General features: G+C 38.9%; 11 protein-coding genes. 3 read left to right on the top strand and 8 right to left on the bottom strand.

Annotated features, from left to right (window positions below):
* Nucleotides 1–10: 10 nt before the first annotated feature.
* From HWV01_RS10130 to HWV01_RS10115, 4 genes are all read right to left on the bottom strand, one after another.
* The gene (locus HWV01_RS10130) at nucleotides 11–535 is read right to left on the bottom strand and encodes a hypothetical protein (protein ID WP_211675252.1); all 525 of its coding nucleotides are present in this window, start codon (nucleotides 533–535) and stop codon (nucleotides 11–13) included.
* Between the two features lie 329 nt (nucleotides 536–864).
* A complete protein-coding gene (locus tag HWV01_RS10125) occupies nucleotides 865–1,857 on the bottom strand; it encodes a Gfo/Idh/MocA family protein (RefSeq protein ID WP_211675251.1) in 993 nt (330 codons plus the stop codon).
* Nucleotides 1,858–2,044: 187 nt separating this feature from the next.
* A complete protein-coding gene (locus HWV01_RS10120; protein WP_211675250.1) occupies nucleotides 2,045–2,764 on the bottom strand; it encodes a tRNA-uridine aminocarboxypropyltransferase in 720 nt (239 codons plus the stop codon).
* 135 nt (nucleotides 2,765–2,899) lie between these two features.
* Nucleotides 2,900–3,484 (bottom strand): hypothetical protein, encoded by a 585-nt coding sequence (locus tag HWV01_RS10115; RefSeq protein ID WP_211675249.1) that lies wholly within the window; start codon nucleotides 3,482–3,484, stop codon nucleotides 2,900–2,902.
* A gap of 343 nt (nucleotides 3,485–3,827) precedes the next feature.
* Between HWV01_RS10115 and HWV01_RS10110 the strand changes: the two genes are divergently transcribed.
* The gene (locus HWV01_RS10110; protein WP_211675248.1) at nucleotides 3,828–4,544 is read left to right on the top strand and encodes an MOSC domain-containing protein; all 717 of its coding nucleotides are present in this window, start codon (nucleotides 3,828–3,830) and stop codon (nucleotides 4,542–4,544) included.
* Between the two features lie 102 nt (nucleotides 4,545–4,646).
* Here the strand turns inward: HWV01_RS10110 and HWV01_RS10105 are convergent, their stop codons facing one another.
* Nucleotides 4,647–6,098, bottom strand: coding sequence for a hypothetical protein (locus tag HWV01_RS10105; RefSeq protein ID WP_211675247.1), 1,452 nt, complete (start codon nucleotides 6,096–6,098; stop codon nucleotides 4,647–4,649).
* 554 nt (nucleotides 6,099–6,652) lie between these two features.
* Here HWV01_RS10105 and sbcB point away from each other — a divergent pair.
* Nucleotides 6,653–8,095, top strand: a complete 1,443-nt coding sequence (gene sbcB / locus HWV01_RS10100; protein ID WP_211675246.1) for an exodeoxyribonuclease I — start codon at nucleotides 6,653–6,655, stop codon at nucleotides 8,093–8,095.
* A 103-nt stretch (nucleotides 8,096–8,198) separates the two neighbouring features.
* On the opposite strand, the gene HWV01_RS10095 is transcribed toward sbcB, so the two are convergent.
* The gene (locus tag HWV01_RS10095; RefSeq protein ID WP_211675245.1) at nucleotides 8,199–10,136 is read right to left on the bottom strand and encodes an AsmA family protein; all 1,938 of its coding nucleotides are present in this window, start codon (nucleotides 10,134–10,136) and stop codon (nucleotides 8,199–8,201) included.
* 606 nt (nucleotides 10,137–10,742) lie between these two features.
* Here HWV01_RS10095 and HWV01_RS10090 point away from each other — a divergent pair.
* Complete coding sequence (locus tag HWV01_RS10090) at nucleotides 10,743–12,152, top strand: YjiH family protein (protein ID WP_211675244.1); 1,410 nt, start codon at nucleotides 10,743–10,745, stop codon at nucleotides 12,150–12,152.
* A 140-nt stretch (nucleotides 12,153–12,292) separates the two neighbouring features.
* Here HWV01_RS10090 and dcd read toward each other — a convergent pair whose 3' ends face one another.
* Together dcd and udk are read right to left on the bottom strand one after the other, a co-directional pair.
* Nucleotides 12,293–12,895 carry a dCTP deaminase gene (gene dcd, locus HWV01_RS10085; RefSeq protein WP_211675243.1) on the bottom strand — a complete coding sequence of 201 codons (603 nt, stop codon included), beginning with the start codon at nucleotides 12,893–12,895 and terminating at the stop codon, nucleotides 12,293–12,295.
* A gap of 29 nt (nucleotides 12,896–12,924) precedes the next feature.
* Nucleotides 12,925–13,569, bottom strand: coding sequence for a uridine kinase (udk, locus tag HWV01_RS10080; protein ID WP_211675242.1), 645 nt, complete (start codon nucleotides 13,567–13,569; stop codon nucleotides 12,925–12,927).
* Nucleotides 13,570–13,644 lie beyond the last annotated feature (75 nt).

The raw sequence follows: 13,644 nt of genomic DNA, 5'->3' as shown, positions 1-13,644 counted from the left end.
TTTACGCCACCTAAAATGTGCCCATACTCATCTCTACGCTGGCACTATGGAACACCTGTAAAGACGGTAATTCAGGGATTTCCATGGCTGTCACTTTATGTTTGATAAACAAAGAAACTGGAAATTGTTTAGACGATGCAAAATAAATTGACAATAAATGTAGTCCATTCTCATGATGTAGCGGTTGGGTTTCGAGTGACAGCGCTTCCAATTTATCCGCATTTTCGAGCCAAGTTAAAAAACCTTTAAAATCATCCTCTAGCACGTCTTTACTGACAAAGCTTATACGTAAAAAATCCAATTCAAGAAATGACCATAAAGGCTCTAGCTCTGATTCGTCACACATATCTATTACGATATTAATACCATTAATACAGTGGCCATAATGTGTCAGATGCTTGATTTTGCTTATATCACAGGCATGCTTAGTATTAGCAATATTGATTTTAGCACCAGGGGTTTGTCGTAATAACGTTTCCACTTCCTGCGTGGTTGGCACATATTTGAACATGATTTCTTTGGGGGTAAATTCCATTTAGACACCTTATTTATCCATATAAACGACATGAGTAACCAAATATAAACACACCGTCTTATTTTGACATGACTATTACATAGATAAAATGTCATAAATATGCCATTTATGACAAATATGATCTAAATGACACAAAGATGGAAATAAAGAGGTAGTTTCGTGGTAAATTCTAAAATAAAATGAGTCTCTACGTCAAGAATAAAATACAAAAATACAAAAATATAACAAATAATAATAGATATTTAATATACAACTTGATACAAATCTAATGTACCATCAATCTCCATTTTTACGTTTTTGTGACACCCTGTAATTCTTATTCTACGCGGTTATTTATCACCTAATATTTGCTCCATTACCCAACTGGTATGTAAAGCCGTTTCACCGCTAGATGGGTGGTCGATATTATTAACAAGATGCTCCCGCATATTCTGCACATGATAGAGCTGAATATTTTCAGGATTCTCAATGATAAATTCTTGGCGTTGAGCAAGGGTTTGCAGAATAACGGCGGCTTCATCAAAAACAGAAAAACGGATTTCACCTTTACTGCCAGTGATCACAACTCGATCTTCCCGTGTACAACCACCAAAATTCCAGCTTCCAACGCCTGTCACGCCACTTTTATGTTGCCAGCATGCTGATACCGAATCTAACGATGAATACAAGCCTTGCTGATTGGTTCCAAGCCCCTTAACAATATCAAATTCACCTAGCAAATAAGCAAACAGATCGAGTCCATGACTCGCTAGATCGTCAAAGTAACCCCCTGCAGCAACGTCTTTATCTGTTCGCCAATTAAACTCACCCGATAAATCTAATGCATTGGCTGGTTTATTCAAAAATGCATTAATCGTTCTGACTTGGCCAATAGCACTGGCTTCAAGTAATGCTTTCACTTTATTAAAGCGTGGTAATGAACGACGGTAATAAGCCACAAACAAGGGAATATTCTTATCATTAAACGCATTATAAATGTCGAGGCTATCCGCATAATTTGGTGCTAACGGTTTCTCGATACAACAAGGTTTACCTGCTTGTGCAACTTGCAAGGCATAAAGCTTATGACTATCGGGAGGAGTCGCGATATAAACAGCATCAATATTATCACTATTAATAATATCGTCCGGATTTGAGGAGTATGCTTCAACCTTATGTCTTAAGGCATAATCTTGGGCAAGATCAAGGTTACGTCGCATTACAGCCGAAAGTTTAAATCCCGCTACTTTTTGATATGCAGGACCACTTTTCAATTCCGTTACATTACCGCAACCGATAATTCCCCAGCGAATCGGTAATGTCATTTCATTTTTACTCTGCATATTCTATCCACGAAAGGTTAAATTGAGTCGAATACTCATCTATCTATTGTGATTAGTATAATACCTCAGAGATAAGAATATAGGCTATTAATATTAAGCAGAAAAGAGGATTAACAAGAAAAGAAAAAAACATCAAAATTGGCTGTACACATTTCCACATGCATACAACCGTTCTGTTCGATAACAATTAAACTGTTAGTGTATGCAACCGTTTAAGGGCCGCATCAACACCGACGTCAATTTGCTTAGTACCAGCGAGATAACGTTCACGGAAAACATCAAACCAGCAAGCAAGAATGTCAGCATTCAATGCTTCACCGTGATGACCGAGAACCAGTGACGCAACTTCAGCCGTTGCGAGCTGATTGTCTTTTGCAGCCTTACGGATCTGATATTGGGAAACCACATCAGGATCAAATGAGATGACCGGAATATGTTCTAACCAGGGGCTCTTTTTGAACATCTTCTTAGCTTCACGCCAACTGCCATCGAGTAAGATGTATAACGGTCGTTTACCCGGTTCAGTTATTAATGGTCCTGTTTGTACCCGCTCACGCTCAACCACATACTCTTCAGGGAAGATAATGAATGGTTGCCAGCAATCTGTATTGATAATGTCGATCATCTCTTGATTAGGTTCAGTGCGCGACCATTGATAAGCAAACGTATCTTCAACCACATCAGCAATCAAACGACCCGTATTGCTTGGTTTAATCATTTCATAATCAAACATCACCAGCATAAAACCAGCTGTCGACTTAACAAGTGGTTGATGCTCACAAATACAAAACTGTTTGCCTAACATGCAATAATCGCAACGACGTAATCGTCCGCCACGGGCTTTAAAAGGTTTAGTGCTGTCAGCTAAACGCTGTGTCGCTAATCGATGAACATTATGAATGCGCATAAAGTGATACCACTTAGAAATAAGTTGCTAAATTGCAGATAAAAAAATGACCCAGTAGCAAGTTCTATCTCCACCGTCGTGGGATAATACCTGCTACTGAGTCATTCACATATTTAGGTACGCGTTTAGCGTCACTTAATTATGGTGCTTACGATCTTCCAATTCAGATTTAGTCGCACGAACCTGACGCATAAAGAAGTTAGCCATCGATGCAGCAGCAGGTTTCTTTTCTGGTGCTGGCATTTTTGACGTAATTACGCGTGGTTTCGGTGGCGTTACTGGTGCAGCCGCAACAACAGGTTTTGCAACTTCCGGCTTAATTGCAGCAGGTGTTGCAGTTGCATGTACAGGACGAACCTGACTTGTCGCAAATTGTGACGATGCAACGTGTTGTCTTTGTTGTTGTGCTTGTTGCCCACTCACTTGTGGACGTGTTCTAATCACTTCTATCGAGTAAAGTTTACTTGAGATAGAGTTTGTAGACTGTGAGACTTGCTCACGACGTAAACGTTCACCCGTTGATTTGAATTCTTGGTATTGTACTGCTAACCAATTCTTCAAATGCATTAACATACCTGCTTCAATTAACTCTAGGCAAGTTCGGTTGTTATACTCAACTAGTTTCGTTTCTGAAAAATACGTCTTGGCTTCTGCTTCTGAGCCGATGCGTTCGACTAGTTCGAACCATGTTGATAAACCTAATACTGTGTAATGACTCATTGTCTACCTTGCAGATAACCAGCTACATTTTAGTAGCTTTCTCGAAAAATTAGGAGGCGGATTCTATACCTTTGTCGCTGTGATTAAAAGCATATTTACGAAAAAAACTTAAAAATAATGTGATAACTCATAAATGTGCAGTTTCAGCTCCATTTAGACTAGACTAAATTAATTTTTTAGTGTTCGAAAAAGCTAAAAATAATAACATAATTTTTTAACCAAATGAGTGCCGATAAAAATTCTAGAAGCGATTATATCAGATGTTTCTGATTATCCTTGAGGTTTCGAGTTGCCTCTGTGAGAATGATCAAACTAAATTTTATTTATTAAAGGAAATGTGAGAATGCCTGACTCTTTATTACAAATCAGCCCTCAAACACACAAGGTTCAAATTTATATCGGTCAGGTTAAGCATCACTACGGTTTTGATTCTGCAATTGATAAAGAAACGGTCAATACCTGCATTTATCTTTCTGAGCTTGGACTCGCAAACGACACAACTGCCGATAAAAAATACCACGGTGGTCTTGAGCGTGCTTTGCATCAGTACCCTGCCGAGCATTATTCATTCTGGCAACAAGTATTTTCACCACGCAATAATAAGCAACCACGATTTGAAGCGCCGGGCATGGGTGAAAATATTAGTGCAATAGGGATGACAGAAGAAAATGTTTGTATTGGAGATCAATATCAATGGGGCGAAGCTATTATCGAAGTGAGTCAACCTCGCCTGCCTTGTTTTAAATTAAATAGCCGTTGGAATGTCTCCGACATTTCAGTTCAGATGCAAACATTAAGCCGTTGTGGCTGGTTATATCGTGTTATCAAACCGGGTATGATCGGTCAAAGTGATGAACTACACCTCATTAAACGACTTGAATCTGCAACCACAGTTAAACAAGTATGTGAATTATTCTTTAGCGAGCCATTAAACAAAGCTAACCTGATTCGATTGATAGAAATGCCAGCGCTGACACCTATATGGGGTGAGGCCGCAAGCAAACGCTTAGAAACCAATACCGTCGAAAATTGGAACTTTAGATTACTCGATCATCCTTAACCAATATAGAGAAGCAAGGTAGACAGTATTATAACTCGCCATCTACCTGTGCTTAACTCAAACATGGATTAAGATCTTGCTGTACTTCCGTGCCACGTAATTTTACTTAATAGCACTTTTCAAAATCGAATCAAAATTACGGATCCATGGGTAGTTCGTTTTCAGGCGCAGTGGTAAAATACTCATTGCAACCTGCGCCTCAGTAAAACTGGCAAAGTCACCGTAGTACAAATTATACCAATCACGCTGAATATGCAGGCTCTTATTAAAAGAAAGCAATTTCCCACTCAGCCCTATTTCATTTTGATTCACATAAGAAACTAAGTAGCTTTCGTCATAAGCACCCATCAGCTGAATCGTATAATGAGCAGGATTACGCTGGGCTATCCAGCCGACATCATTGAGTGGTACTAACGATTGAGTTACTGCTCCATTTTTATTTCCTGGGCCTTCGACCTGAAACTTCAAGTCATCCATACCCGTTTTAACCGATGTGAGCGTCGCTGTGAGATGACCTAGCTGAGAAGTGCTCTTTTCTATCTGGGACTGTAATGCTAAACGCTCTGCATTACGTCGTTCATCGATGGTTTCAGCCTTGGCTTCGAGTTCAGTAAGTTTTGTCTTCACATCTGCAACATCACCTATTAATTCGGTACGAATTTCTGACTGCAGTGCCGTTTCAGTTTTAATCTCGGTCACTGAACTATTAAGCGTCGATAGCGATGATGTCAATTCAGACAATTCAGTTTTTACAAACTCAGGGACAACGGTAGGATTCAGTTCAAGCAAGGTTATCGCAGATGCCAGAGCAATAGTCACCCCAGTACCTACACCCGCAACAACTTTAAACCCTTTACGCGTGTAGCGCTTCAAGCTGCTAGTATTCAACTCAATGCTATAGACTTTATCAGCCAGCTCGTTAACCTGGTCTTTCAGTGATTCATGTTCTTCGGATAATATGACAAGTGATTTTTTCTGATCTTGATGCTGCGCTTTCAACCCTTCTATGTGGGCTTTGTTCGCCTCAATTCTTTGATAGGATTCCCGTGTGTGAGCTTGCAGGACCTCGTCGGTATCATCGGCATTTTTTTCAAGTCGCTTTTGCATTTCTTCAAAAGCAGTTTGAACCATGAACAAACGCTTGAGCTGATCACCCTGCTCAATAATGGATTCATTCGCATCCTCAAAACCGCCCGTTAACGCATTCAGTTTAGCCTGTATACGCTGCTCTAGATCATCCGATAACTTAACTTGTTCCAAGGTAGATTGACTTAAATTTGAACCTACACTTTCAATCTTCTTATCAAGTTTGGCGTTGCGACTTCGTAATGAACGAATAGTGGCGCCCAAATCGTCCTGAGCTTCAGAGAAATCTTTGGTTAACGTGTCAAAATGGATTTCGAAATCACCCATTTTGCTATTAATATCCCTCGCAGAAAGTAATTTAGCGTCCTGCTCAGGAAGCTCAATAATGCGTGAGTCATCTTGACCCGATATTATAGGTTCTTCTGTTGTCACGGATTCAGGGTAATCGAATTTTTTTTCAGCAGACATGGTAAACCTCCAACCTTGGAAAATAAGTCATTTTATGAATATTTAATATTCGACATTTAAGGTAGGTTCTCACCTACCTACAATAAAGACACTCGCAATCACACCCGAAGTACTTCAAAGTTTTGGCTATCAATACACCTTAGATTTACCCATTAACTGCTCAGGAATTTCAAATCTGAACCTTTTCTTCGTCGGCTTGTTACTCGTACCCTCGTTCAACACTTGGCCACATCAACACTAGGCCAATAAATTAGAATATTCATCCAACCTTCCATCCTATATATTACATCTCACAACCAAACATTTAGTATTGATGATTATTCTGAATAAGATTGCGGATCATTACCATCAAACATAGATTTACGACGCTTAATAACTTGCTCTCACGCTTCGCTTAGCTTAATCTCTGGATATCATCCTAGCGACATTCTAAAATCACTAGAAACGAAAATTAAACGTGATGTAAATTGTAATGCAAGTTTCTGAACCAACTCAGCATAACAATAAAAATTAACATCTAAATTAGATAAAAATGAATAAGTACAAGGCGTAGTATGGATAATAATTCGAACAAAACAGCAACAGATCAGCCGACTTTTTACTGGCATGACTATGAGACTTTCGGATTAAGTCCGTCACTGGATCGTCCTTCTCAATTTGCTGGTATTCGCACCGACATGGACTTTAACGTAATCGGCGAACCAGATATGTTTTACTGCCGTCAATCAGATGATTACCTTCCTTCGCCAGAAGCTGCCATGATCACAGGGATCACACCTCAAAAGACCCAAGCAGAAGGTGTAACTGAAGCAGAATTTAGTAAACGTATTGAAGCGCAGTTCAGCCACAAAAATACGTGTATCATTGGTTATAACAACATTCGTTTCGATGATGAAGTAACACGTAATATCTTTTACCGAAATTTCTACGACCCATACGCACACACCTGGAAAGATGGTAACTCTCGTTGGGATATTATCGACTTGATGCGCGCTTGTTATGCGCTGCGTCCAGAAGGTATTATTTGGCCAGAAAATGACGACGGCCTGCCAAGTATGCGCCTTGAGCTATTAACTAAAGCTAATGGTATTGAACACGCGAATGCCCATGATGCGACATCGGATGTATACGCAACGATTGCTATGGCTAAATTGGTTAAAGAAAAACAACCTAAATTATTTGATTTCTTATTTAACCTACGTAGTAAGCGCAAAGTAGAATCGCTGATTGATATTATCAACATGACACCATTAGTGCATGTAAGCGGTATGTTTGGTGCAGATCGCGGGTTCACTAGCTGGGTTGTGCCACTGGCTTGGCACCCAAGCAACAACAACGCGGTTATCGTGGTTGATTTAGCCCAAGACATTACGCCGTTATTAGAGTTAAGCCCGGACGAACTACGTGAACGTTTATATACACCAAAGAAAGATCTCGGTGACTTAGCCCCTATCCCGCTAAAACTTATTCATATCAATAAGTGTCCAGTACTAGCACCGGCTAAAACTTTATTACCTGAAAATGCAGAGCGTTTAGGGATTGATCGTAACGCCTGCCTTGCAAACCTAAAACGTTTAAAAGAAAGTGCAACACTGCGTGAGAATGTTGTGGGTGTTTATCAAGTAGAACGTGAATATCCAAAATCAACCAATGTGGATGCGATGATCTACGATGGTTTCTTTAGTGCTGGTGATAAAGCAAACTTTGAGATACTACGCGAAACAGCACCAGAGCAACTTGCAGGACTGCAACTAAAAGTCGGTGATGCGCGTTTTAATGAATTGTTCTTCCGCTATCGAGCACGTAACTTCCCGCATTTATTATCAATGCCAGAGCAACAAAAATGGCTTGATCATTGTCGCACAGTACTAGAAGACAGTGCGCCAGCCTATTTTGCACGTTTAGATGCATTAGCAATCGAAAACAGCCATGACGAGCGAAAAATGAAACTACTACAACAATTATATCTTTATGGTCAGCAGATCATTGGCGGCTAAGTAAAAAATTAAAATTAACGTATTAAAAAGCCTGTTAGTGATCTCACTAACAGGCTTTTACGCTGAACTAACCAAACTTAAACTACTGATCTTAAATCTCAGATTAGAATAGCTTTTTCAAACCTCTAAATATTTCATTTTTAATCTTGTTCTTGTCTTCATCTGAACCAAGATACTTATCAATCAGTTTATCTTTTTCAAGCTCGATCACTTGTTTAGTAATATCACTAAAATCAAACTTGATACGTGGCGCGACAAAGCTGCCTTTCACCTCAATAGGAAGACGTAAATCACGTACAGCCTTCATCGTTGAACTTGATTGACCACCAATGTTTTCAGCAAGTGAAGCACCAAAAGTAAAATCAAGCTTTTCACGCATCAGATCTGCATAGCCCTTACCATCGACCTTGATTGCAGGTGAAGCCAAATCGATTTTCGTCGATGTTAACTTACCGTCAGCGAGTTTAAAGTTTACAACCATCGCGCTGAAATCAGTCTGTTCACTTTGATCCGTATTATCAGCAGATTTCTTACCAAGCATAGCAATCGCTTTACGCACTTCTTTTGCTACATTAACCCCTAACAGCGCACCGTCAGAAAAGGTTGTATTAATCGTCCCTCTCGTCGCAGACTTAAGTTTAGTCATCGCTAAGCCTTTACCACTTAAACGCACGTCAACATCAACCAAACCCGTTAACAATTTTTTACCTGCGGCGATCGTGAGCAATTGTTCTGACTGTACTTTCTCTAACGCACTATTCAAATTAAATGTAGCGGGTTTCTTGTTACTGTCTAATAACGCTTTAACCATTAACTTCCCTTCATAAAGATCTGAAGATAATTTGGTTAACTGGAATACGCCGTCTTTTAACTCACTCTGAACCTTAACATTATCCAAGACATACTCGCCTTGTTTAATTTTAGTAATCGTCAATGACCCTTTTTGATTCACACTTGATAATGCACTCAAGTCAGGCTCTACGTCTGAAGAGGCTTTTTTACCCTGGTTATCTGTCGAGGTTTGAGTCACTTTTTTACTTGTGCCAGTCGCTTTCGATGCATTCTTTTTATCTACGGGCTCAGTTTTAGGTAACCAATCATCAACAACAAGTGTATTCATGGCTAAGTTGTATTCAAGACTCGGTTTTGAAAATACATCAACAGACAGATCGCCGGTAATACTAAGTTCATCAACGTCTAATTTAAGTCCTGCCAATTTCATTTTTTTGTAAGCATTATCGTATGTCATGTCACCTTGCAATGAAATATTCATTTCTGGTCGCGGTAATAACTTGCCCGTTAACGCTAGTTTATTATCAAGCTGCGATAATTTTATTTCATTAAATTGCTCGTCAATCGTTAATATCATGCTTGTTTTTAGTTTAGCCGTTAACTCATTGGTTCGGTAATTTGCAGCTAACGTAATCGCAACAGGTTTAGCAAAGGCAAACTCACCGACGGTTAAGCTACTATCAGACAATTTATGGTAGGTACCATCTTGAAGGTTATTCAATGATAATTGTGCGTTGGTTATATTCACCGCTTTAATCACAAACTTATATTCGCTCTTCGAAATGTCACCTTCTGGTGTGACTTTAACCGCTTGAATATCTTCGTTTGATAATGCCTTTTCTGGTGGTGACAATGTGGCAAGTAATTCATCCATGTTATTACGGCCATCGGCTAATGTTTCGACATTAACGGTTAGACCATCCACTTCCACATTTGTTACCACTATCGTTTTGGTAAAGAGTGACATCAATTCGACAGCGACCTGTACACTTTTAACTTCAACTTGTTTTGAGTCCGCATATTCATGCTTATTGAATAAGGTTACTTTTCCTAGCTCAAAACCCATTTGTGGATAGAAAGTTAGATTTAAATTACCTTCAATTGTGACGTCTTGTTTAGTGAACTGCTTTGCTTGTGTAATGAGATTATCTTTAATTAACTCCTCATTAACTAAAAACTTAATTGCAATAAGTCCCACGACGATAATAATCGCAATGAGCCCACTAATACCAAGGAGTATTTTTTTCATCCTGAAACCACCTTATAGAAATATATCTTAATCCGCTAAGACAACACATAGAAGATTATGTTTACACTATCGACTCTAAGAATATCATGTAATTACCAGAAAGGCAGAAAGATAAACAATAAAACACCTAACCTAGATAAAAGCTAAGCAAAGTACATTTAGATTATAGAATAGAACTCATTATATTCAGCGATGCGAAAAAACTAGCTTAAAAAAGGAACATAAAATCAATTTAGTTATTTACACATTATTCACAAATACAGACAAAACCCGAAAATATAATCACGTTTACTGCATATCTATTAATTACCGATATATAAGACTAGAGAAATCACACTAATCAATACAATCAGCCTACATTAAAACCTATTTATGTGACATTAAACACCTAAAGCAACATAAAAAATTTTATTTTCATGACAGCTGACACATGGTGTTAATAATATGTTTCTCACATGTATATTCGCAGTTACTATCTCCAGCAATTAAGTTTACGGCAATTAAAAACACCTAACCTTAAATAAAATGGAAGATCGAATACTTAGTGACAATACTGTTATACCGAACTGGTAACCAGTAATTAGTCCTATAAAAGGGAACAATTAAATGAAAGATAATAATATTTACGCGGAATCACCGCGTAATCTAAACAAAACAAACACAGATGCTCAGACACACACAGGTAATAAATCAGTATTACGATTTTTACTGCCTTCACTAATCGGTTTATTTTTATTTATGACCCCGGTAACCTATGAAGGTGACATGACGATCCCCGTCGCGTTGTTAGCAAAAGTATTAATGGCTGCACTAGACGGTTATTTGCTTCATATCATTACCGTCATCATTTCATTTATGGCGGTGGCATCGACATTAGCGGTTTTACTTAAGCCTAAGTTTATTACTCAGAGTAAATTCCTTCATGAGTTATTCATACCGACACCGCTTTGGCTAACCATTCGAATTATCAGTTGTGCGTTTACTATCGCGACTGTATTTCAGATTGGTCCAGAATATATCTGGAATGAAAATACCGGTGGCCTTGTGCTCAATGACTTACTGCCGACTCTATTTGCAGTATTCATCTTTGCAGGTCTACTACTGCCTTTATTGCTTAACTTTGGGTTGCTGGAGCTGTGTGGTTCGCTATGTACAAAGATTATGCGTCCAATTTTCAATCTACCAGGACGTTCAGCGGTTGACTGCATCGCCTCTTGGTTAGGTGATGGCAGCGTAGGTATCTTACTGACCGATAAACAGTATCAAGAAAAATTCTATACTCAGCGTGAAGCAGCCGTTATTGGCACCACATTCTCGGCTGTATCGATTACATTCAGCCTTGTTGTTATCGCACAAGTGAATTTAGAGCAATACTTCTTACCTTATTACTTAGCAATTACATTATCAGGCATTGTAGCTGCAATCATAGTACCTAAATTACCGCCATTATGCTGGAAGAAAGATATCTATATAGATGGCACAGAAAAGGCCCATGATTTAGAATCGATTCCTGCTGGTCACAATGTCTTTTCATGGGGCATTAACCAAGCAATTGACCGCGCATCAAAAGTAACCTCATACCAAGCAGTGTTTATCGAAGGTCTAAAAAACGCGGCGCATATGGTGTTTGGTATTTTACCGGTAGTGATGGCAATAGGTACAATTGGTTTGTTAATCGCAGAATACACCTCGCTATTTGCGATTCTTGGTAAACCATTTATGTATTACCTTCAATTCATGAACGTACCAGAAGCTGCACAAGCATCTGAATCGTTAGTGGTTGGTTTTGCCGATATGTTTGTACCAAGTATTCTTGCTACGTCTCTCGATAATGACATGACTCGCTTCATTATTGCGGGTGTATCAGTGTCGCAACTTATCTACATGTCAGAAGTCGGTGCATTACTGTTAGGCAGTAAAATCCCGGTTAATATCGTTGATTTGTTTATTATCTTCGTACTACGTACAATCATAACACTACCGATTATCACTGGTGTTGCACATCTAATCTTCTAATTACGATTAGCTAAGAAAACGAAGTAAACCTAGACAAAAAAATGCCCATCACTTTAACGGTGATGGGCATTTTTGTATTTTAATTAAGTGATATATTAACTGCTATACCAATTGCTACTCATTATATTACTGAGTAACCATTATGCACTTTGATTGTCATTATCATCTTGATTAATACGACTTGAATCAGCACCATGCTGGTTTTTATACTTGGCATCTTTACGTTGATTGTAAGGACGTGCAGCAGGCGCGGTCAGTGTTTCAAAGTTTAACGCTGCAATAGTCATTTTCGGACGTAGTGCTAGCGGCAACTTACCACTGTTATAAAATTCAAGTACGATACGACCAGACCAGCCTGGATCAATACGGTGTGCTGTTACATGTACCATAAGACCAAGACGTGCTAATGATGACCGTCCATCTAACCAACCAACGATATCTGCTGGTAACGTTACTTTTTCAAACGTCACAGATAAAGCAAATTCACCTGGATGTAAAATAAAGGCTTCACCGTCAGGCACTACAATTTCATCACTCATTACTTTATCAAGTTGAGTAGCCACTTCTTCTTTTGGACCACTCAAATCAATGTAAGGCGCGTTATGTGCTTGGAATACTCGGAATTCATGACCTAAAGTAACATCAACGCTTACGCCACTAATTTTACTTTGTTCAGGCCTTGGTTCTATCGCAATTCGACCATCATCTAAGTATTTTTCAATATCTGTATCGCACAGGCGCATGTTTTCTCTCTTTAATAGGTGCTACGTTATTAGTCGTTCAATAACTGACAAATTTTTGCTTTTAATGTATCAATCGCGAAACGGTTTTTACCACCGCGCGGAACAATAAGATCCGCATATTGTTTTGATGGCTCAATAAACTGTAAGAACATTGGACGAACCGTGTCATTGTATTGCTCAATTACCGATTCCATTGTTCTGCCACGTTCAGCAACATCACGCTGTAAACGACGTACAAAACAGATGTCTAACGGTGTATCCATAAATACACTTGCGTGAATAATGTTACGGATAGCTGGATCTGTCAGTAACAAAATACCTTCTAAAATGATCACTTTTTTGGGTGTCAACTTAGTCGTCTCAGCCATACGCGTATGTTCTGTATAGCTGTACGTTGGAATTTCAACTGCTTTACCGTCACTCAAACCCTGTAAATGACTGCACAATAATTTATGATCCATCGCTTGTGGATGGTCATAATTTGTTTTAACTCGGTCTTCCATCTCGAGGTGACTTTGATCACGGTAATAACAATCTTCAGTAATGACTGCAATTTGTGACTCGCCAAACTCTGCAACAAGTTCGTTGTAGATTGTTGAAGAAAGTAGGCTTTTTCCAGATGCAGAAGCACCTGCGATCGCGATGATCACACAAGAGTTAGATTTATTATTCATTTATAAAATGATCCGTTAGGGCTTAAGACCCCGTTATTATAGAAATTTATAGTCTGTCATTCTAGAGTAAACCGA

It is taken from the genome of Moritella sp. 5 (assembly GCF_018219455.1).
Taxonomy (GTDB): domain Bacteria; phylum Pseudomonadota; class Gammaproteobacteria; order Enterobacterales; family Moritellaceae; genus Moritella.
The sequence above is the reverse complement of the archived record's forward strand: the minus strand, read 5'-3'. Positions and strand labels throughout refer to the sequence as shown.